The organism is Amycolatopsis sp. PSD-21, assembly GCF_055561455.1.
This window is the reverse complement of record NZ_CM145712.1, coordinates 260,978-280,755: the sequence shown is the minus strand read 5'-3', so window position 1 is coordinate 280,755 and position 19,778 is coordinate 260,978. Positions and strand designations below refer to the sequence as shown.

18 protein-coding genes are annotated in these 19,778 nt (G+C 69.6%); 6 read left to right on the top strand and 12 right to left on the bottom strand.

Going from position 1 to position 19,778, the window contains the following annotated elements; all coding sequences use genetic code 11:
• Positions 1-20 precede the first annotated feature (20 nt).
• Together ACZ1DY_RS01465 and ACZ1DY_RS01460 are read right to left on the bottom strand one after the other, a co-directional pair.
• On the bottom strand, positions 21-953 hold the full coding sequence (locus ACZ1DY_RS01465) for an NAD-dependent epimerase/dehydratase family protein (protein WP_257483686.1): 933 nt from the start codon (positions 951-953) through the stop codon (positions 21-23).
• A gap of 7 nt (positions 954-960) precedes the next feature.
• Positions 961-2,091: a DegT/DnrJ/EryC1/StrS family aminotransferase gene (locus ACZ1DY_RS01460; protein ID WP_465483407.1), complete on the bottom strand. Its 1,131-nt coding sequence runs from the start codon at positions 2,089-2,091 to the stop codon at positions 961-963.
• A gap of 103 nt (positions 2,092-2,194) precedes the next feature.
• On the opposite strand from ACZ1DY_RS01460, the gene ACZ1DY_RS01455 reads away from it, so the two are divergent.
• Entirely contained in the window at positions 2,195-5,305 is a 3,111-nt protein-coding gene (locus ACZ1DY_RS01455; RefSeq protein WP_465483406.1) for an AfsR/SARP family transcriptional regulator, read from the top strand.
• 163 nt (positions 5,306-5,468) lie between these two features.
• On the opposite strand, the gene ACZ1DY_RS01450 is transcribed toward ACZ1DY_RS01455, so the two are convergent.
• Together ACZ1DY_RS01450 and ACZ1DY_RS01445 are read right to left on the bottom strand one after the other, a co-directional pair.
• Positions 5,469-6,137, bottom strand: coding sequence for a hypothetical protein (locus ACZ1DY_RS01450; protein ID WP_126732466.1), 669 nt, complete (start codon positions 6,135-6,137; stop codon positions 5,469-5,471).
• A complete protein-coding gene (locus ACZ1DY_RS01445) occupies positions 6,134-6,352 on the bottom strand; it encodes a hypothetical protein (RefSeq protein ID WP_219146578.1) in 219 nt (72 codons plus the stop codon). The genes ACZ1DY_RS01450 and ACZ1DY_RS01445 overlap by 4 nt, the downstream gene beginning before the upstream one ends.
• Positions 6,353-6,494: 142 nt before the next feature.
• Between ACZ1DY_RS01445 and ACZ1DY_RS01440 the strand changes: the two genes are divergently transcribed.
• Both ACZ1DY_RS01440 and ACZ1DY_RS01435 read left to right on the top strand, forming a co-directional pair.
• A complete protein-coding gene (locus tag ACZ1DY_RS01440) occupies positions 6,495-7,586 on the top strand; it encodes a C45 family autoproteolytic acyltransferase/hydolase (RefSeq protein ID WP_465483405.1) in 1,092 nt (363 codons plus the stop codon).
• Positions 7,583-9,127, top strand: a complete 1,545-nt coding sequence (locus ACZ1DY_RS01435) for an MFS transporter (RefSeq protein WP_465483404.1) — start codon at positions 7,583-7,585, stop codon at positions 9,125-9,127. Before ACZ1DY_RS01440 ends, ACZ1DY_RS01435 begins: the two co-directional genes overlap by 4 nt.
• Before the next feature lie 129 nt (positions 9,128-9,256).
• On the opposite strand, the gene ACZ1DY_RS01430 is transcribed toward ACZ1DY_RS01435, so the two are convergent.
• Together ACZ1DY_RS01430 and ACZ1DY_RS01425 are read right to left on the bottom strand one after the other, a co-directional pair.
• Positions 9,257-9,748: a nuclear transport factor 2 family protein gene (locus ACZ1DY_RS01430; RefSeq protein ID WP_465483403.1), complete on the bottom strand. Its 492-nt coding sequence runs from the start codon at positions 9,746-9,748 to the stop codon at positions 9,257-9,259.
• A complete protein-coding gene (locus tag ACZ1DY_RS01425) occupies positions 9,745-10,341 on the bottom strand; it encodes a TetR/AcrR family transcriptional regulator (RefSeq protein ID WP_465483402.1) in 597 nt (198 codons plus the stop codon). Before ACZ1DY_RS01425 ends, ACZ1DY_RS01430 begins: the two co-directional genes overlap by 4 nt.
• 80 nt (positions 10,342-10,421) lie before the next feature.
• Here ACZ1DY_RS01425 and lhgO point away from each other — a divergent pair, with 80 nt between their 5' ends.
• Positions 10,422-11,606 carry an L-2-hydroxyglutarate oxidase gene (gene lhgO, locus ACZ1DY_RS01420; protein ID WP_465483401.1) on the top strand — a complete coding sequence of 395 codons (1,185 nt, stop codon included), beginning with the start codon at positions 10,422-10,424 and terminating at the stop codon, positions 11,604-11,606.
• On the opposite strand, the gene ACZ1DY_RS01415 is transcribed toward lhgO, so the two are convergent.
• The gene (locus ACZ1DY_RS01415; protein ID WP_465483400.1) at positions 11,603-12,595 is read right to left on the bottom strand and encodes a DUF3558 family protein; all 993 of its coding nucleotides are present in this window, start codon (positions 12,593-12,595) and stop codon (positions 11,603-11,605) included. The two genes, lhgO and ACZ1DY_RS01415, sit on opposite strands and share 4 nt — an antisense overlap.
• A gap of 27 nt (positions 12,596-12,622) precedes the next feature.
• Entirely contained in the window at positions 12,623-13,891 is a 1,269-nt protein-coding gene (serS, locus tag ACZ1DY_RS01410; RefSeq protein WP_126732474.1) for a serine--tRNA ligase, read from the bottom strand.
• A 133-nt stretch (positions 13,892-14,024) separates the two neighbouring features.
• On the opposite strand from serS, the gene ACZ1DY_RS01405 reads away from it, so the two are divergent.
• Entirely contained in the window at positions 14,025-15,308 is a 1,284-nt protein-coding gene (locus ACZ1DY_RS01405; protein WP_465483399.1) for an aspartate aminotransferase family protein, read from the top strand.
• A 145-nt stretch (positions 15,309-15,453) separates the two neighbouring features.
• Here the strand turns inward: ACZ1DY_RS01405 and ACZ1DY_RS01400 are convergent, their stop codons facing one another.
• Genes ACZ1DY_RS01400 through ACZ1DY_RS01385 form a run of 4 tightly spaced genes read right to left on the bottom strand, consistent with a single transcriptional unit; the run spans position 15,454 to position 18,698 of the window.
• Entirely contained in the window at positions 15,454-16,359 is a 906-nt protein-coding gene (locus tag ACZ1DY_RS01400) for a haloalkane dehalogenase (protein WP_457958857.1), read from the bottom strand.
• Positions 16,360-16,414: 55 nt separating this feature from the next.
• A complete protein-coding gene (locus ACZ1DY_RS01395) occupies positions 16,415-16,867 on the bottom strand; it encodes a DUF350 domain-containing protein (RefSeq protein ID WP_061980368.1) in 453 nt (150 codons plus the stop codon).
• Positions 16,868-16,925: 58 nt separating this feature from the next.
• Positions 16,926-18,092 carry a glutathionylspermidine synthase family protein gene (locus tag ACZ1DY_RS01390; RefSeq protein WP_465483398.1) on the bottom strand — a complete coding sequence of 389 codons (1,167 nt, stop codon included), beginning with the start codon at positions 18,090-18,092 and terminating at the stop codon, positions 16,926-16,928.
• Complete coding sequence (locus tag ACZ1DY_RS01385) at positions 18,093-18,698, bottom strand: hypothetical protein (protein ID WP_465483397.1); 606 nt, start codon at positions 18,696-18,698, stop codon at positions 18,093-18,095.
• Positions 18,699-18,793: 95 nt separating this feature from the next.
• Here ACZ1DY_RS01385 and ACZ1DY_RS01380 point away from each other — a divergent pair, with 95 nt between their 5' ends.
• Entirely contained in the window at positions 18,794-19,774 is a 981-nt protein-coding gene (locus tag ACZ1DY_RS01380) for a septum formation family protein (RefSeq protein ID WP_465483396.1), read from the top strand.
• The last annotated feature ends 4 nt before the right edge of the window (positions 19,775-19,778 follow it).

The window sequence follows — 19,778 nt, the reverse complement described above, 5'->3', positions numbered from 1 at the left end:
GCTCTCCCCTGGCCCGGCGGTCATCCCTCCGAAGCCTTCACCAGTTCGTACATGCCCTCTTCCACGGAGATCTTCGGCTCCCAGCCGAGAACCTCGCGGGCGCGGGTGATGTCGGCGGCGCGGCGCGAGACCAGCACGTCGCGCTCGTTGAACAGCGGCTCGACGTTGACGCCGACGGCGTCGATGAGGATCTTCGCCAGCGTCGCGATGGAGGTGTCGATCCCGGTGCCGATGTTGATCGGCAGGTTCGCCTTCTCCGACTCGAGCGCCGCGACCACGGCACGGGCCAGATCCGTGACGTGCACGAAGTCCATCGACTGGTCGCCGCGGCCGTCGATGATCGGCGGCTGGCCGGCGCGCAGGCGCTGGATGAAGTGGTTGATCACCGACGTGTAGTAGGCCTCGATCTTCTGGCCGGGGCCGTACACGTTGAAGAAGCGCAGCGCGTTCCAGGACAGGCCCTTGGTGCGCTCGTAGAAGCCGAGCATGTCCTCGCCCGCGCGCTTCGAGATGCAGTACGGCGTGAGCGGCTTGAGCTCGTCGTCCTCGTGCATCGGCAGCCGCTTCGGGTCGCCGTAGACGGACGCGGTCGAGGCGAACACCAGCCGCTCGACACCCTCGTCCGCCGCGGCGGCGAAGACGTTGTGGTTGCCGACCATGTTGATGTCGATGGACTCGTGCGGGTCCGCGACCGACTTGTTGATCGACACGGTGGCGAAGTGGATGACGTGCGTGCAGCCGCGCATGGCCTCGCGCACGGCGCCGCCGTACCGGACGTCCTTCTCGACCAGCTCGACCTTGCCGGTGGCGACGAACTCGTTGATCCGGGCGCGGTCGCCGCGGGTCATGTTGTCGAAGACGCGGACGGTGTAGCCGCCCTCGATCAGCATCGGGATGACGTGCGCGGCGATGAAACCGCCGCCCCCGGTGAAGAGGACCTTCTTGTCGGGCATTTCTCTCCTAGCTCGGCAGTGCGGCGCTGACGGTCCCGATGACCCGGTCGACCTGGGCATCGGTGAGGTTGGCGTGCATCGGGATGGCGAGATGACGGGCGAAGAGGTCCGCCGAAACCGGCAAGGTCTGCTTCTTGCCGTAGATGGGCTGCAGGTGCGAGGCGTACGTGCCGAAGTTGCACTGCACGCCCTGCTCGCGGATCCGCAGGGCGAGCGCGTCGCGGTCGATCTCCGGGGCCACGGTGAGGATGTAGGCCTGCCACGGGTGCTCGCGGTCCGGCAGTTCCACCGGAACGTCGAGACCGGGCAGATTCTCGAACGCCTCGTGGTAGCGCTTGGCCACCGAACGGCGGGCCGAGAGCAGATCCGGGAGGCGGTCCAGCTGCACGTTCATGATCGCGGCCTGCACGTCCGAAAGCCGGAAGTTGTAGCCCAGCTCGTGGAACTCCGGGATCGGCAACGCGCCGGAACCCTCACGGGTGATGGCGGGCTCGATGCCGTAGGTGTGCAGCTTGCGCGCGTGCGCGATGAGGTCTTCGCGGTCCGAGACCAGCGCGCCGCCTTCGCCCGCGGTGATCCCCTTGCGGCCGTGGAAGGAGAACGCGGCCAGGTCGGCGAGGCTGCCTGCCGGGCGGGTCTTGTACGTCGCGCCCGCGGCGCAGGCGGCGTCCTCGAACAGCCACAGGCCGTGCTTGTCGGCGATGGCGCGGTATTCGTCGAAGTCACCGGGCTGCCCGGCGACGTCGACGGCGAGGATGCCGACCGTGCGCGGGGTGATCAGGGCTTCGATCGACGCCGGGTCGGCGCTCCACACGTCGGGGCGGATGTCCGCGAACACCGGGGTCGCGCCGGCCTGGAGCACGGCGTGGCCGGTGGCGGGGAACGTGTAGTCGCCGACGATGACCTCGTCGCCCGGCTTCACGCCGAGCACACGCAGCCCGAGGAAGAGTGCCGAGCCACAGTTGCTGGTGGTCAGGGCGTGCGCGGTGCCGACGGTCTTCGCGAAGCGTTCCTCGAAACGACGGCACGCGGGGCCGGCTCCGGCCAGCCAGCCGGACCGGAAGACCTCCGCCACGGCGGCGAGTTCTTCGTCGCCGACGGTCGGCTGACCCAGAACGAGGGGTTCCTGCTCAGACATACCTCTCCCATTGCGTGGGGACCCGGCGAAGTGTATAGACGCCGATCGGCGTAGTTCGGGCGGGCTGGATCCACCCAGCTCAAGGACGCCCTAGGGTTACGGCATGCGATTCCGCGTGCTGGGGGCGACGGAGGTGCGCCGCGACGACGGCACCACCGTTCCGATCGGCGGGCCCAGGGTCCGGACGCTGTTCGCGTTGCTCGCGCTGGAGGCGGGCCGGATCGTCCCGGCGGAGCGCCTCATCGACGGTCTCTACGGCGAACAACCACCCGAAGGGGTGGCGAACGCGCTGCAATCGCAGGTCTCGCGGCTGCGGGGCGCGCTGAAGGAGCTCGCGCCCGTCGAGTTCAGCCCGGCGGGCTACCGGCTCGCCGTGGACCCCGACGACGTCGACGTGCACCGGTTCGAGCGGCTCGCCGCAGAGGGACGGCGCACTCTCGCGGCGGGAGATGCCGCGAAGGCGTCCGAGCTGCTTCGCGATGCTCTCGGGCTCTGGCGTGGCCCGGCCTTCGCGGACATCACCGACGCGCCGTTCCGCGATCCGCAGGTCACCAGGCTGAACGAGCTGAAGACGTCGGCGATCGAGGACCGCGTCGAGGCCGAACTCAAGCTGGGAAAACACGAAGACGTCCTCGCCGAGCTTCGCGAGGTCATCGACGAGCAGCCGCTGCGGGAAAAGTCCCGCGCGCTGCTGATCCGCGCGCTGCACGCCGCCGGGCGGCAGGCCGAGGCGCTCACCGCGTTCGAGGACGCCCGCCGCGTCCTCGCCGACGAACTCGGCACGGACCCCGGGCCGGAGCTCGCCGCCGCGCATCTGGCCGTGCTTCGCGGCGAGACGCCTGTGAAGGCCACTTCGGCGGTGCTCCCGGCGCAGCTCACCAGCTTCATCGGCCGCGAAGGCGATCTCCGGCACGTGCTCGACAGGCTGGAGAGCTCGCGGCTGGTGACGCTGACCGGCCCGGGCGGAGCGGGCAAGACGCGGCTGGCCATCGAGACGGCGGCCGCCGTGGACCTCCCCGCGGTCTTCGTCGAGCTCGCTCCGTACACAGAGGACGCGGACGTCGCCCACGCCGTGCTGACCGCGCTCGGCCTGCGGACGGTCCCGCTCGGGACGGTCACCGCGCCGGTGGAGAACGCGCCGCTGGAACGGCTGATCGACGCGCTGTCCGAACGGGCGGTCCTGCTGGTGCTCGACAACTGCGAGCACCTGATCGAGGCCGCCGCGAAGCTGGCCGCCCGGCTGCTCGGCGCGGCCCCCGCGCTGCGGGTGCTCGCCACCAGCCGTGAACCGCTGGGCATCACCGGCGAGGTCGTCTCCCCCGTGCCGCGGCTCGCCGTGCCGCCGCCGGGCACGCCGCCCGCCCGGTCGCTGGAGTTCGCCGCGGTCCGCCTGTTCGCCGACCGCGCGCGGGCAGGCGATCCGGGTTTCGTGGTCGACGACGACACCGCGGGCGACGTCCAGCGGGTCTGCGCCGCGCTCGACGGGCTGCCGTTGGCCATCGAGCTCGCCGCCGCGCGGGTCCGGACCCTGCCAGTCGGCGAGATCGCGTCCCGGCTGGACGACCGGTTCGGGCTGCTCTCGCGGGGCAGCCGGGCCGCCGAGAGCCGTCATCGCACCCTGCGCGCCGTCGTCGAGTGGAGCTGGGATCTACTCGACGAGGACGAACGCCTGCTCGCCAGGCGGCTGACCGTCTTCGCGGGCGGCACGACCCTGGCCGACGCCGCAGCGGTCTGCGCCGTGCCGGACATCGCGGAGCTGCTGCCGTCCCTTGTGGACAGATCGCTGGTCGAGCGCACCGGCGACCGGTATCGGATGCTCGAAACCATCCGGGCCTTCTTCGCCGGGAAACTCGCCGAAGCGGGCGAAACCGAGCGGCTGCGGCGCGCGCACGCCGAGCATTTCCTCGCCCTCGCCGAGGAAGCCGATCCGATGCTGCGCACCGGCGACCAGCTGGTCTGGCTCGCTCGGCTCGACGCCGCCTACGACGATCTCCTGGCCGTGTTGCGCTGGGCCGCCGAGTCCGACGTACGGATCGCGCTCCGGCTTTCTGCTGCGCTGGTGCTGTACTGGTGGATGCGCGGTCGCCGCTTCGAGGGTTCGACGCTGTGTTTGGAAGTGGTCAAACGGCTCGGAGAACGGGCGCCGGACGGTCTCGAAGAGGAGTACCAGCTCTGCGTGCTCACCGCCGCCGCGGGACTGCGGGGGCACGAGGCGCTCGACCGGCATTTGCCGTTGGTTGACGGCCTCATGCTGAACATCGCCAAGGCGCCCCGGAACCCGGCACTGTTGCTGTTGATGGGCGTCGTGTCCGGCCCGCCCGGTGACGACGACGCGCTGATCAAACGCAGCCGGGTGCTGCTGGCGAACAGCGATGCCTGGAGCCTCGCCCTCGCTCCGACCGGTTACGGCCTCCGCGCGCTGATGCAGGGCGAACTCGACACGGCGGAAGAGTTCCTGCTCGAAGGGGCGCAGGCGTTCCGCTCGATCGGGGAACGCTGGGGCCTTTCGATGGCCCTCGACCATCTGTCCCAGATCCTGATCTGGACGAACCGGCAGGCCGAAGCCCTCGAAACGATGAACGAGGCCCTGCGGCTGATGCGGGAGCTCGGCGCGTCCGACGACAACGCGGACCTGCTGTGCCGTCGCGGCGGCAGCAAGCTGCTCCACGGCGACGCGGCGGGCGCGCGGGCGGATTTCGAACTCGCCATCGAAATCGCGCGCCGCGCCGGGATGCCCGAGAGCCGGGCGGCCGGGTACGTCGGTCTGTCGTTCCTCGCCCGGCACGAGGGCGATCTGGCGGCGGCTCGCGCGCTGAGCGAACGCGCGCTCTCGGAGTGTTCCGGTGGTTCGTTCGCGGCCGAAGGCGTGCGCGCCGGCGCGAAGATCTCCCTCGGCTGGGTCCTGGCCGCCGAGGGTGACGCCGACGGGGCCGAGGAGCTGCACCGGCTGGCGCTGGTGTCGGCGGACCGCTGGCACGACAGCACCACCATGGCCTGCGCCGTCGAGGGTCTCGCCGGGGTCGCGCTGGTGCGGGGCGACGCCGAGCGGGCGGCGGTCCTGATCGGCGCGGCGGTGACCATCCGGGGCACCCCGTTCGCCGTCGATCTGGACGCCGCCCTGCTCAGGACGACCGTGCGCGAGCGGCTCGGTGACGACTTCGACCGGGCCTACCGCCGCGGGCTCGGCCTGCGGGGTGCCGCTCAGCTGGCCTGAGCGCGGGTCAGCTGCGTGCCCTGCGACGCGAAGCCCACCTCACCGCCGGCACCCGTGTCGCGAAAGCCACTTTCGCGACGCCTGATGTCCCGAAAGTGGCTTTCGCGACACGGTCGACGGGCACCCCTGGCCCCTTGTGGACGGTCATAGCCGCCTCGGGTGCCTAAGCGCGGGTCAGCTGCGTGCCCTGCGGCGCGAAGCGGCCGACGGCCTCGGCGAGGAGCCGCTGGTCGAGCTCGCTGTCCTGGACCGCGACGTACAGCGGTGCGGCGTTGACCGGGACCGCGCCGAGGCGGGTCATTCCAGGGCCGACCGGGTCGATGGTGAGCCGGGTGACGTCACGCCACGGCACGACCGTCCGCTCGATCCGGACGCCGACCGCGTCCAGTTCGAAGAGCACCCATTGCTGGTCGTGCAGCGATTTCACGTAGCCGATGGCCGCGCAGCCGACGGCGATCGCGATGATCCGCAGCACGCCGGGCCCTTCCAGCGAGCCGACCAGTGCGATGAAGCCGAGGACGACCACCACCATCCCGGTCAGCTTCGCGGCGCCGACCAGGCCCGCGTTCGGTTTGTGCACCCGGAACCGCACGGCACGCATCAGGTGTTTGGTGAGCAGCCCGCCGCCGATCGCGGCGGCCAGCCCGAGCATCGTCACCACCAGCGAAACCGGGGAGAAGTCGGCGACGACGTTGTAGCCGGCGACCAGCGCGACGAACCCGCCGACGACGGCCAGCATCAGCGCGAGCTTGCCCTTGCGCACGTCCTGCTCGCGGCGTTGGAGGGAGGCCTGGTCGGGTGCGGCGAGGAAGCCGCCGTCGATGTTCCTCATCGGGCGTCACGCTGCGCTTCGGCGGCCGCGCGACGCTCGCGCTGACGGCGGTCGAGGACGTACAGCAGCACGCCGGCGCCGGCGCTCACGGCGGCGTAGAGCAGGTCCTGCAGGCCGTCGTCCGGGTAGCCGGTGGAGAACTCGACCATCGCGAGCGCGACGAAGAGGACGCTGAGGACGGCCCCGCCGATGATGTACACCTTGTTGCTGAGCATGGTTTCCCTCGCTTGTCGTTGCCTGGTGGGACCACTTTCGCGCGGGGCACATGACATTCCGATGACAACACTGACAAGCACTGACAAGCACTGACAGCGTTCGGTGCGCGGACGGTCAGCGGCGGCGGACACCCTCCGGGGCATGACCTACGTAGCCGGTTCTCCCGAAGACTTCCTCGCCGTGCGGCATCTGACGCTGCGCGGCTCCCAGGCCGAAATCGGCCATGCCCTCGGCGCCGAGGTGAAGGCGCGCTCGGAATGGTCGCCGCCGTCACTCGATCCGATCGTGGCCAAGGCGCGGCGTACCTGGTTCGCCCGGAACTGGCCTCAGTACGCGGCGCGCACGGCCGGGTTCGCCGAGGCACACGGGTTCCCCGCCGACGCGGCGGTCTCCTTCGACGACGCGAGTGCCTTGCCCCCCGGATCGGGTTGTTCGGCGCTCTGGACGGGAAGCGAGCTCGGCCGCAACTACGACTTCTTCACCATGAGCTGGACTCAGCTGGGCGCGGTGCTGGCCGGTGAGGAGCCGGTCGACGACGGGACCGTCCCGATGGCGTCACGGCCCTATGTCCTGACGACGATCCCCGACGACGGCATCGCGTCGACCTCGCTCACCATGTCCACAATGGACGGTGGAACGGAGGGGGTCAACGAGGCCGGGCTCGTCGTCACCCTGCTGATGGCCGAGGTCGAGACGGCCATGCCGCTGGACCACGGTCCGCAGGCGGGCCTGTCGGTGCTGCAGGTGTGCCGGTATCTGCTGGACACCTGCGAAACCGTCGAAGAGGCCAAGGAAGCGCTGATGCTCGCCAAGCAGTACGCGCACGGCGCGCCCTGCCACTACATCGTCGCCGACACCTCCGGCCGCGGCTTCGTCTACGAACGCGGAGCGCACGACGTCGAGTACTTCGTCGAGGTGGCCGACGGCCCGCTGTGCGTCACGAACCACCTGCTGCACCGTCATCCGGATCTCGACGCGCTGCCCGAGGACAACCCGGAGACCATGCGCACCTACGAGCGGCTTCGCACCATCACCAAGGAAGCGGACTCCGGAACGCGGGACGCGCTCGACACGGTGGCCTTCGCGGTCGAGCCCGGCGCGCCGTGGCGGACGTTGTGGCGCAGCGTCCTCGACCCGTCGGCCCGCACCCTGAGCACCCGGTTCTACCTGGGTGACGGCGAGAACGGCACCGCGCGGCACACGCCGGAGCTCACCTTCGGGGTCTCGCGGTGAACATCGGCAAGGGCCGCAAGATCGGCACCGTCGCGGTCTGCGTGCTGGCGCAGCTGCTGATCGCGATCGACCTGACCGTGCTGCACCTGGTGCTGCCGTCGCTTTCGGAACAGATGCACCCGTCGACGACGGAACTGCTGTGGATCGCCGACGCGTACGGTTTCGCCCTCGCCGGGCTGCTGATCACGATGGGGAACATCGGCGACCGGGTCGGGCGGAAGAAGCTGCTGCTGATCGGGGCGTCGCTGTTCGGTGTCGCCTCGGTGATCACGGCGTACGCGCCGACGGCGGAACTCCTGATCGCCGCCCGCGCGCTGCTCGGGATCGCCGCCGCGACGCTGATGCCGTCGACGCTGTCGATCGTGCGGAACGTGTTCACCGGCAAGGAACGCGCGGCCGTGATCGGGGTTTCGAGCGGGCTGACGATCCTCGGTTTCGGGATGGGGCCGCTCGTCGGCGGTTTCCTGCTCGACCACTTCTGGTGGGGTTCGGTGTTCCTGGTCAACGTGCCGGTGGTCGTGGTCATGGTGATCGCGGGCGCGCTGATCCTGCCCGAGTCGAAGAACCCGGTGTCCCATCGCATCGACGTGCCCAGCGTGCTGCTCTCGCTCGTCGGCATGGTCGGGATCGTCTACACGATCAAGGAAATCGCGTACAAGGGCTGGGGACACTGGGACGTCGCGGTCGCCGCCGTGCTCGGCATCGGCTGCCTGCTGGCGTTCGTCCTGCGGCAGCCGCGGCTGGCCGAACCGCTGATGGACCTGAAGCTGTTCGCCCAGCGGGCGTTCTCGGCGACCGTCGGCACCACGATCCTGGCGATGTTCGCGCAGCTCGCGGTCTCGCTGATGTTCGCGCAGTACCTGCAGCTGGTGGCGGGCTGGTCGCCGCTGAAGTCCGGGCTCGCCGGGCTGCCCGGGATGGGCGGCGCGATCCTCGGCGGCGTGCTCGCGCCGCTGGCGATCAAGGCCTTCGGGCGCGCGGTCACCATCGGGCTGGGCTGCGCCCTGTCGGCGGTCGGGTTCGCGTTGTACTCGGCGGTCGGCGTGACGATCGTCTACACCGACCTGCTCGCCGCGATGATCGTGTTCGGGGTCGGGCTGTCGCTGATCCTCTCCGTCGCGACGGACACGGTGCTCGGCGTCGTGCCGAAGGCCAGGGCGGGCGCGGCGTCGGCGATCTCCGAGACGGCGACCGAACTCGGCGGGGCGCTGGGGATCGCGGTCCTCGGCAGTGTGCTCGGCGCGCTGTACCGGAACGAACTCGTCCTCCCGTCCGGGGTGCCACCGGAAGCGTCGTCGGCGATTTCGGACACGCTCGGCGGCGCCGTCCAGGTCGCGGCGCAACTCCCACCGGAACAGGGTGCGCTGGTCTTGGCGAGTGCGAAGTCGGCGTTCGTCGACGGGTTGCAGGTGACGATGCTGTGCTCGGCGGCGCTGATGGCGTTGCTGGCGGTGAGCGCGCTGTTCACGTTGCGCGGGGTGCCGAAGGTCCTCGAAGACCCCGAAGACGAACCGGCTCCGGCCCCGGTCCCGGTGGGCTGAAGGGACCAACCGGGTCTTGAAGGGCTTAGCCGGGAGTTGCGAAAGCCACTTTCCCAACGTTGAAGGTTGCGAAAGTGGCTTTCGCAACATCGGCCGAGCTCCTCACATGAGATGCGGGGAAAGCGTCGTTCAGCCCCTCGGGCCGGCCAGCGGGACGGCGCGTTTGTCACCGGACCGGACCATGGCCAGCAAGGGTTTCGCGGCCACCTTGAGCAGGCGGGCCGCGAAAGTGCGGCCGTTGCGGCGGGCGATGTCCGGGCCGAAGGCGTCCATCAGCGCGACGAGCCCCGGCAGCGGCCGCACGAACAGCGTCACTTCGGCGATGAGCCCGTCTTCGCCGAGTTTCAGCACCGCCGCCTCTTCGATCTCCTCGCCGCCGATGCGCGCGGTGTAGACGACGACCCGCGTCGCCTCGTCGCCGGTGTCGGTGTGGAACCGGACGTCCCGCAGATGCGAGTACGCGACCTCCAGCAGCGGCCTGAGTTCCGCGTGCCCGGTGAACCGCACCCGGCTCGTCAACGGCGAACGCACGACGGCGTCCGGCGCGAAGGCGCTCAGCGCGAGTTCGACGTCCCGGGTTTCGAGGGCGCGGCGGTATCGCTCGGCGGTTTCGATGCTCATGTGTCCTCCTGGATCAGGTTCCCCAGCCCGCGCCACAACAGATCCGCGGTGAGCGCGACGACCTGCTCCCGCGGGATGTCGCGGTTGCTCCACCACCAGGTGGCGATGGCGTTCAGTGCGCTCTTCGCCGCTTCGGCGAGCGCTTCGTTCGCGCGGTCGCGCGGCAGGTCCGCGGTCAGCGCCAGGCCGGGGACACCGGCGAACACCTCGGTCAGCCGCCCCGTGGCCCTGGCCTGCCCGCGCCGGTGCACCTCGGCGACCGCTTCGTCGGACGGCGTCTCGGCGAAGATCATCCGCCAGCCGCGTTCGTTCGCCTCCATCCAGGCGAAGATCGCCGCCACGCGGCCACGCAGCAGCTCCTCGGCGGTGCCCGAAGGCGGCAGCTCCGCCCAGCCGGCCAGCAGGCTGTCCACTTCGGACTCCAGGAGCCCGGCGTACAGCGCGGCCTTGGACGGGAAGTGGTCGTAGAGCACGGGTGTGCTGATGCCGGCGGCCGTCGCGACCTCGCGCATCCCGGCCGCGTCGTAGCCGGACGCGGCGAACACCCGCGCCGCCGCGGCGAGGATCCGCTCCCGGCGTTCTTCCCTGCTCAAGCGCTTACCTGACATCGGTTAGGTACGCTACCACCGAACCTGACGGCTGTCAGGTAGCGCTCCGGGTAACCTGGTCGATCGTGCGCACAGTCGTAGTCGTCGGAGGCGGGATCGTCGGTCTCGCCACCGCCTGGGAGCTGACCAAACGTGGTCTGGACGTCACGGTGCTCGAGAAGGAGGACCACTGGGCGGCCCACCAGACCGGGCACAACTCGAACGTCGTGCACGCGGGGCTCTACTACAAACCGGGTTCGTTCAAGGCCAGGATGGCGACCGCGGGCAACCGGTCCATTGTGGACTTCGCCCGGCAGTACGGGGTGCCGGTCGAGGTCTGCGGCAAACTCGTCGTCGCCACCTCCGAAACGGAGCTTCCGGCGCTGAAGGTGCTCGCCGAACGCGCCGAAGCGAACGGCGTCCCGGCGAAGCTGATCACGCCGAGCGAGGCCCGCGAGTACGAACCCGAGGTCGCGTGCGTCGCCGCGCTACGCGTGGAATCCACCGGCATCATCGACTTCGCGGGCGTCTGCACCGCCCTCGTGCGGCTGCTCGACGAAGCCGACGCCGACCTGCGCCTCGGCACGCCCGCGCTGGGGATCCGGCCCGGCCGCACGGGTGGCGTCGAGGTGGCGACCGGTGACGACGTGATCCACGCGGACGCGCTCGTCAACTGCGCGGGCCTGCACGCCGACCGCCTCGCGCGGCTCGCCGGGCTGACCCCGAGCGCACGGATCGTGCCGTTCCGCGGCGAGTACTACGAGCTGAAGCCGGAACGCCGCCATCTCGTGCGCGGCCTGATCTACCCGGTGCCGGACGCGTCGCTGCCGTTCCTCGGCGTGCACCTGACCCGCATGCTCGACGGCAGCGTGCACGCCGGCCCCAACGCCGTGCTCGCGCTTCGCCGCGAGGGCTACACCTGGCGCGACATCTCGGCGAAGGACCTCGCCGAGGTCGCCCGCTTCCCCGGCGTCTGGCGGCTCGCGCGCAAGTACGCGTACCCGACCGGGCTCGACGAGGTCCGCCGCTCGTTCTCGCGCCGCCGCTTCGCCGAAAGCCTCGCGCGGCTCGTCCCCGCCGTCACCGAGGACGACATCGTGCGGCACGGCTCCGGCGTCCGCGCGCAGGCGCTGCGCCCGGACGGCGCGCTCGTCGACGACTTCCTGATCGAGACCGCACGGAACCAGGTGCACGTCCTCAACGCGCCCTCACCGGCGGCGACCAGCGCGCTGGAGATCGCGAAGCACATCGCCGACGAACTGACCGGCTAGAAGGCGGGCATGTTCCCGGTCACCAGCGGCATCACGGCCTGCGGGACCTCGCAGGCCTTCGCGTTGTCGCTGAGGTCACCGGTGTCGACCTTCACCGAGGACGTCTCCGTGACCGGCAGCATCGCGACGCAGATCGGGCTGTCCGGGCTCGAGTAGACGAACCACTTCTTGCCCGCCACCATCTGCTCGACCGGGGTGCCGTCGAGACCGGGGACGTCCTCGAGTTTCGTCGCCGTGTAGATCCACAGGTCGAGCGCCTTCTTGCCCTTGTCGCCGTCGTTGTCGTCCCACTGGCAGCCGTTCTTCGGATCCCTCGACGAACCGTTCATCGGCCGCGCGGGCTGGAGGTTGAACGGCGTCACCTGCTCCGGCTTGAGCAGCGAGCACGGATCGACGGTCATGAGCGGCCCGGAGGGCTCGATCGGCTTCTGACCGGGAGGCGCGGTGAGCGGCGGGCTCGGCTGTCCGCCCGGCAGGTGGGACGCGACCGCGGGAGCCGCGGCCTTCGCCAGGTCGCAGGCCTTGGTGACGTCTTCGCCGGGCGCCTCGCTGGTGATCTCGACGAAGGTCTTCGGATCCAGTTCGGTCATCAGCGAGCAGTGGCTCGGGCCGAAGATGGACGCGTACCGGGTCCAGGTGAACCCGCCGATGCCGAACTTCTCGCCGGGGAGCGCGCCGCTGACGTAGTCGACCAGCGAGAGGTCGAAGCTCTGCGACACCTCCAGCGTGACCCCGTCGGGCGCGTCCTCCAGCTCCGGATACCGGCAGGTCCCGGGGATCTTCCGGGCCTTGTCCGCCGGACGCTCCTTGCCGGGGAAGGTGACCCCGATGGCTTCCGCCTGCTCCTGCGAGAGCAGCTTGCACGGCTCGGCCTTCGTGATGACCGGCCCCTGCCCCGGCACCGGCGACGCCGTACCGCCGACGACCGACGTGCAGCCGCCGAGCGTCAGCACCGCCAGCCCGATCGCGAGCGAATTCCGAAACCGCATGCGTCCTCTTCCCCTCACCGCCGACGGCTACTTGGATGCCGGCGTGAGCACCTCGGTTCCGCCGAGGAAGGGGCGAAGCGCCTCCGGCACCCGGACGGAACCGTCTTCGAGCTGGTGATTCTCCAGGATCGCGACGATCCACCTGGTGGTGGCCAGCGTGCCGTTCAGCGTGGCGACGGTCTGCGGGCGGCCGTCGTCGTCGCGGTAACGGATGCCGAGGCGGCGGGCCTGGAAGGTCGTGCAGTTCGACGTCGAGGTCAGCTCGCGGTAGGTCCCCTGCGACGGCACCCACGCCTCGCAGTCGAACTTCCGGTACGCCGACGTGCCGAGGTCGCCGGTGGCGGTGTCGATCACCCGGTACGGGACCTCGATCTTGGCGAGCATCTGCTCTTCCCAGTCCAGCAGGCGCGCGTGCTCGGCTTCGGCGTCCTCGGGACGCGTGTAGACGAACATCTCGACCTTGTCGAACTGGTGGACGCGGATGATGCCGCGGGTGTCCTTGCCGTACGAACCGGCCTCGCGGCGGTAGCAGGACGACCAGCCCGCGTACCGCTTCGGGCCGTTGCCGAGGTCGAGGATCTCGTCGGCGTGGTAGCCGGCGAGCGGGACCTCGGAGGTGCCGACGAGGTACAGGTCGTCGTCGCGCAGCCGGTAGACCTCCGACGAGTGCGCGCCGAGGAAACCGGTGCCCGCCATGATCTCCGGCCGCACCAGGGTCGGGGTGATCATCGGGGTGAACCCGTTCGCGGTCGCCTGCGCGATCGCCATGTTCAGCAGGCCGAGCTGGAGCTGGGCGCCGATACCGGTGAGGAAGTAGAACCGCGAGCCCGAGACCTTCGCGCCACGCTCCATGTCGAGCGCGCCGAGGCCCTCGCACAGTTCGAGGTGGTCCTTCGGCTCGAAGTCGAACTTCTTCGGCTCACCGACGTGCTTGAGCACGACGTAGTCGTCCTCGCCGCCTTCGGGCGCGTCGGGGTGGACGAGGTTCGGCACCAGGCGGTGCAGCTGCTCGAACTCCTCCGACGCCTCGGTCTGCTCGACCTCGGCCGTCTTGACCTGGGCGGCGAGGTCCTTCGCCTTGGCGAGCAGCTCGGCCCGCTCGTCACCCTGTGCCTTGGGGATGAGCTTGCCCAGCGACTTCTGCTCGGCGCGCAGCTTGTCGGCGGCGGCGATGGAGGACCGGCGACGGGAGTCGAGGGAGAGCAGCTTGTCGACCACTCCTTCGTCCTCGCCACGGGCGCGCTGCGAAGCGCGCACGACGTCCGGGTCATCGCGCAGAGTCCTGGGGTCAATCACGAGTGCTGAGAGTAGTCCGTGCCGACCGCACAAAATGTGCGGGTCCGCGCGGATAACCCGACAGTCTGATCGTTGCCGCCCGTTTCGGGCCGTCCCCATACTGAGATCTCCCTGCTGCGGACGGAGAAACCCGATGACCGATGCGGACCTGCTGGCGCGGCACAAGGCGGTACTGCCGTCGTGGCTGGCGCTCTACTACGACGAGCCGATCGAGATCGTGCACGCGCAGGACCGCCGGGTCATCGACTCGACCGGGCGCACCTACCTCGACTTCTTCGCGGGCATCCTGACGAACTCGATGGGCTACGACGTCTCGGCGATCAGCGACGCCGTGCGCAAGCAGCTCGACACCGGCATCCTGCACACGTCGACGCTGTACCTGATCCGGTCGCAGGTCGAACTGGCCGAGCGCATCGCGAAGCTCTCCGGCATCCCCGACGCGAAGGTGTTCTTCACCAACTCCGGGACCGAGGCCAACGACACCGCGCTCATGCTCGCCACCCAGTACCGGCGCAGCAACCAGGTGCTGGCGATGCGGAACTCGTACCACGGGCGGTCGTTCGCGACGGTCGGCATCACCGGCAACCGCGGCTGGTCGGCGTCGTCGCTCAGCCCGGTGAAGGTGAGCTATGTGCACGGCGGTTACCGGTACCGCAGCCCGTTCCGGGCGCTTTCGGACACCGAGTACATCGACGCCTGCGTCGCGGACCTGGTCGACGTCCTGGAGACGGGCACTTCGGGCGACGTCGCCTGCATGATCGCCGAGCCGATCCAGGGCGTCGGCGGCTTCAGCTCACCGCCGGACGGCCTGTTCAAGGCGATGAAGGAGGTCCTCGACCAGTACGGGATCCTGTTCATCTCCGACGAGGTCCAGACCGGCTGGGGGCGGACCGGGGAACACTACTGGGGGATCCAGGCGCACGACGTCGTCCCCGACGCGATGACCTTCGCGAAGGGCCTCGGCAACGGTCTCGCGATCGGCGGTCTCGTGGCGCGCGGCGACCTCGTCGACTGCCTCACCGCGAACTCGATCTCGACCTTCGGTGGCAACCCGGTCGCGATGGCGGGCGCGGCCGCCGTGCTCGACCACATCGCCGACCACGACCTGCAGGCCAACGCGCTCGCCCGCGGCAACGAACTGCTCGACGGCCTGCGCGCGGCGGGGAATCCGCTGATCGGGGACGTGCGCGGCAAGGGCCTGATGATCGGCGTCGAACTGGTCGAGCCCGGCGGGATGACACCGAACCCGGGCGCCGCGGCGCGGATGATGGAGGAGACCAAGGCGCGCGGGCTGTTGATCGGCAAGGGCGGGCTGCACGGCAACGTGCTGCGGATCGCGCCACCGATGACGCTCACCGCCGAAGAGGCCGCCGAAGGCCTCGGGATCATCACCGACGCGCTGGCCGCCATCTCCTGACCGGACGTCCGTCTCGCCGGGGCCCGGTACCGCCCTGGCGATCATGTCGCGAAAGCCACTTTCGAGACGTCTGATGTCCCGAAAGTGGCTTTCGCGACACCACTCCTCCAGCACCCCAGCCAGACCCTTAGTCGCTGGAGTGCGTTCAGGAGTGCACGAAGCGCGCGATGACCTCGCCCAGCCGTCCACCCGCGTCCTCCTGCAGGAAGTGGCCGGCCCCGGTGATCGTCGGATGCTCGAGTTCGCGGGCGCCGCGCATCGAGCCCCGCAGTTCGAGGCCCCACGGCGCGGTGATCGGGTCGCCGTCGGAGAACGAGACCAGGAACGGCTTGTCCAGTTCCGAAAGCACCTTCAGCGCCGCCCGGTTGGCGGCCGAGGCCGGATCGTCCGGGGTGATCGGCACCAGCGAAGGCATCGCGCGCGGCGCGGCCTTGTACATCTCGTTCGGGAAGGGCGCGTCGTAGGCGGCGCGGACCTCTTCGGACAGCTTGGTCTGACAGCCCGACTGGACGAACCGCCCGACGTCGAGCACCTGGGCGTTCTCGACGGTGTCGCGGAACTTGTGCCACAGCTCGGGCATGTCGGTGTCGCCGGTGGGGAGGCCGGTGTTGGCCGCGACGACCCTGGCGAACCGATCGGGGTTCTCGGCGACCAGCCGCAGGCCGATCAGACCGCCCCAGTCCTGGCCGACCAGGGTGACGTCGGTCAAGTCGAGGACGTCGAAGGCGAACGCGCGCATCCACTCGACGTGCCGCTGGTAGGTGTGGTCGACCATGTCGCCGGGTTTGTCGGATCGGCCGAAGCCGACCAGGTCGGGCGCGATGGCGCGCAGTCCGGCGTCGGCGAGCACCGGGATGACCTTGCGATAGAGGTAGGACCAGGTCGGCTCGCCGTGGAGCAGGAGGACGGGCGGCCCGTCCTCGGGTCCGGCCTCCACGTATCCCACTCTGATCACGCCGCCGTGAAGGTCGACGAGTTCCGCGTAGCGCGGTTCGAAGTCGAAATCGGGCAGGTCCGAAAACCGGTCGTCCGGTGTCCTCAAAAGGCGCACGACCCCCACGTTAGTGGGAATCGTGCGCCGATGCCGGTTTCAGCAGGTTAAGAAGTCACGAGATGCCGACGGCCACGACCAGGCCGAGGGCCAGGTGCGCGGCCGCGACCACGACGCTGACCGGAGCGAACTTCTCGCTCTCGATCGTCGAACGGACGTCGATGCGGGTCGCCCACTCCAGCAGCCGGACGGCCAGCACCTGGACGACGATGCCGAGCAGGCCGTAGACCAGCGAGGTGATGAGGCCCTCGGTCAGGTCGCTGGCGGAGTTCGCGATCGCCACGACGACGATGAACGCCATCGACAGCAGGCCCGACGCGGTGACGATGACCGCGTTCGGCAGGCCGCGGCTGACCAGCTGGGACAGCTTGCCGGGCGTGGTCCAGTCGATCGCCCAGAACCCGGCGAACATCAGCAGCAGGCCGACGACGCCGTACAGCAGGATCGCGCCGATCCCTCGCACGAGGTCGGAGCCGAACGTGTCGGACAGCGCAAGGGTGGTGGTCACAGGGTGCTCCCAGAGGTACGTGCTGGTCAGGAATGTCAGGTTTGTGCGGTTGCTTCTATCACGACTCGACGATGATGTGCGGGACGAACGCCGCACCGTCGTCGGTGACGAGGCCCGCGGTCTCGCGGATCCCGAGGCCGGCGGCCTGGTCCCCGACGATCCACGCGCCGAGCGCGGGCCGGTAGCCCTGGAACTCGGGGAGCGGGTCGAACGCCTGGTAGACGAACCCTTCCGCACCGTAGACGCCGTCGGTCTGCGTCTCGTACCCGGTGGCGACGATCTGCACGTTCGCGCCCTCGCGGCCGAGTTTCGGCTTGCGGACGTACTCGGTCAGCAGACCGGGGTCGTCGGCGAAGGCGGGCAGCAGGTTCGGATGGCCCGGGTAGTTCTCCCACAGGATCGCCAGCAGCGTCTTGTTGGAGAGGATCATCTTCCACAGCGGCTCGACCCACAGCGTGCGCGGCATGGTCTCGACGGCGAAGCGGCCGAACTCCTCGTCGACCACCCATTCCCACGGGTAGAGCTTCACCACGGTCGCCATCTGCGCCTCTTCGAGGTCGACGAACCGTTTGAGCACCGGGTCCCAGCCGATCTCCTCGATCGACAGGCCGACGGTGTCGAGCCCGGCCTCGGCCGCGGTCTCCTGCAGATACGCCGTCGTCACGTGGTCCTCACCGGACGGATCGGCCGACGACCAGGTGAAATGCAGTTCGTTCGACGGCAGTTTGTCGGCGAGTTCGCCCCAGCGCTCGACCAGCTTCTCGTGGATCGAGTTCCACTGGTCGTTCTCGGGGAAGACCGCGGTCTTCCAGTGCCACTGCAGCACCGCGGCCTCGATGAGCGAGGTCGGGGTGTCGGCGTTGTACTCGAGCAGCTTCGCCGGGCTCTTGCCGTCATAGCGCAGGTCGAACCGGCCGTAGACGTGCGGATCCTGCCGCTTCCACGATTCGGCGATATGCGGCCAGACCCACTCGGGGATGCCGAAGCGGTGGTACTGCTCGGTGGTGATCACGTTGTCGACGGCTTCGAGGCACATCGAGTGCAGCAGTTCCACGTCCGCCTCGACGGACAGGATCTCGTCCATGTCGAAGACGTAGTGGACCGACTCGTCCCAGTACGGCCGGGACTTGCCGGAGCCGTCGCGGGCGGGCGTGCCGAAGACCAGGCCCTGCTCTTCGACGATGTTCTGCCAGTCCCGCCGGGGCGGCTTGGAATCCCGGTACACCTACGAGCCCCCGCTCTTGCCGCTGCCGCCGGAGCCGCTCTTGCCGCTGATGCCGAACCCGCCGCGCTGGACGGACTTGCCCGATTTCGTGCTGATGTTCGCGTTCGACGGCGCGGTGTACGAACCACCCGACACGCGCTGCCCGATCGCGCCGGACCCGCCGTAGTTGTAGCGGTAGCTGTTGTAGTTGCCGCCGCCGATCGGGATGAAGAAGAAGCCACCGGAGTGGTAGCCGCCGTGGGACGTCACGTAGCGCTCGTCGCAGTTGTCGTCCTGGTCGACGATCCCGTCCTTGGTGGTGCAGACGGCCGTGACGTTCTCCGGCTTCGCGACCGTGTAGAACGTCGCCACCAGACCGACCAGACCGACCGTCACACCGGTTCCGATCAGGATCTTCTTCTTGGTCGAAGACTTCTTCTCGGCGGCGCGAGCGGCTTCGGCGGCCAGCGCCTCCTGGCGCTCCTGTTCCGCCAGTGCCTGCTGTCGCGCCCGCTGCTCGGCCAACGACGGCTGCCGCGCCTGCGTGCTGCCGTCCTGGAAGCGCATGGAGCCGCGCTTGGGCGGCTCCTGAGGCCCCTGTGCCCCCTGGTTGTCATCCTGCGTCATCGAAGCTCCGTAATCGCCCGCCGGCCCGAACCCGTGTCTCAACACTAACCACCCGGTACGCGCACCTTACGTGCGGCGCGGGCATCATGGAGTGGATGTCTCAACAGGCCGAGCGGTTCCGTGATCCGCGAAACGCGCTGAGCACCCTGCGCACCCGGCTCCTCATGGCCGGTGTGTTCGCGGGCGCGATCATCGCGCTTTCGCTGAGTGTGGCGTTTTCGTGGAACGTGGGCCCGGAGGGCGGTGCGGGCGGCGGCGCCCCCAAACTGTCGCCCGCCGCGGCCGAGGCGTTCCAGTCTCCTCCTGGCACCTGTCTGACCTGGAACAATCCGGACGCCACCGACGCGCGGCGCGTGCCGTGCGCCGAGGCCCATCTGTTCGAGGTCACCAGCATCGTCGACATCGGCGCGCAGTACCCGCCGGGGGCGCCGAGCCCGAACCTGGAGCAGTGGCAGGAGATCTCCAGGTCGCAGTGCACGATCGACGTCAAGCCGTACCTCGGCCGCACGCTGGATCCGTACGGCAAGCTGAGCATGAACCTGCTCCGGCCGACGCCCGCGCAGTGGGCCGACGGCGACCGGCAGCTGCGGTGCGGTCTGCAGTGGGCGGGCCAGGGCGGCAAGCTCCAGCCGACCAAGGGGCCGGCGAAGGACCAGAACCAGTCCGCCGTCTGGGAGCCGGGCACCTGCCTCGCGCTGCTCAACAACAGCTTCGGCGACCCCATCGACTGCGCGCAGGCGCACTCGTACGAGATCTTCGCGACGCTCGACCTCAAGACGAAGTTCAAGGACGGCTACCCGTCGCAGGAGCAGCAGAACACCTGGCTGGACACCGAGTGCTCGACGGCCGCGCAGGAGTACAGCGGCAACGCGGACCTGGCGGCGAAGAAGCTCATCATCAGCTGGGACGTCCGCGAGCAGGAGAGCTGGGACGCCGGGTCGACGCTGGTGAACTGCAAGGTGGCGGCGGTCCTGCCGGACAACAAGGGGCTGGCGCCGGTCACCGGGAGCGTCAAGGTCGGAACCGGCGAGGCCCCGCCGCCGTCGTCGTCCTCCCCGCCGAAGACCGGAGGGTGATCGC

Coding starts and splice junctions, on each gene's coding strand:
- ACZ1DY_RS01465 (WP_257483686.1), bottom strand. CDS start 953: ATGCCCGACAAGAAGGTCCTCTTCACCGGGGGCGGCGGTTTCATCGCC.
- ACZ1DY_RS01460 (WP_465483407.1), bottom strand. CDS start 2,091: ATGTCTGAGCAGGAACCCCTCGTTCTGGGTCAGCCGACCGTCGGCGAC.
- ACZ1DY_RS01455 (WP_465483406.1), top strand. CDS start 2,195: ATGCGATTCCGCGTGCTGGGGGCGACGGAGGTGCGCCGCGACGACGGC.
- ACZ1DY_RS01450 (WP_126732466.1), bottom strand. CDS start 6,137: ATGAGGAACATCGACGGCGGCTTCCTCGCCGCACCCGACCAGGCCTCC.
- ACZ1DY_RS01445 (WP_219146578.1), bottom strand. CDS start 6,352: ATGCTCAGCAACAAGGTGTACATCATCGGCGGGGCCGTCCTCAGCGTC.
- ACZ1DY_RS01440 (WP_465483405.1), top strand. CDS start 6,495: ATGACCTACGTAGCCGGTTCTCCCGAAGACTTCCTCGCCGTGCGGCAT.
- ACZ1DY_RS01430 (WP_465483403.1), bottom strand. CDS start 9,748: ATGAGCATCGAAACCGCCGAGCGATACCGCCGCGCCCTCGAAACCCGG.
- ACZ1DY_RS01415 (WP_465483400.1), bottom strand. CDS start 12,595: ATGCGGTTTCGGAATTCGCTCGCGATCGGGCTGGCGGTGCTGACGCTC.
- ACZ1DY_RS01405 (WP_465483399.1), top strand. CDS start 14,025: ATGACCGATGCGGACCTGCTGGCGCGGCACAAGGCGGTACTGCCGTCG.
- ACZ1DY_RS01385 (WP_465483397.1), bottom strand. CDS start 18,698: ATGACGCAGGATGACAACCAGGGGGCACAGGGGCCTCAGGAGCCGCCC.
- ACZ1DY_RS01380 (WP_465483396.1), top strand. CDS start 18,794: ATGTCTCAACAGGCCGAGCGGTTCCGTGATCCGCGAAACGCGCTGAGC.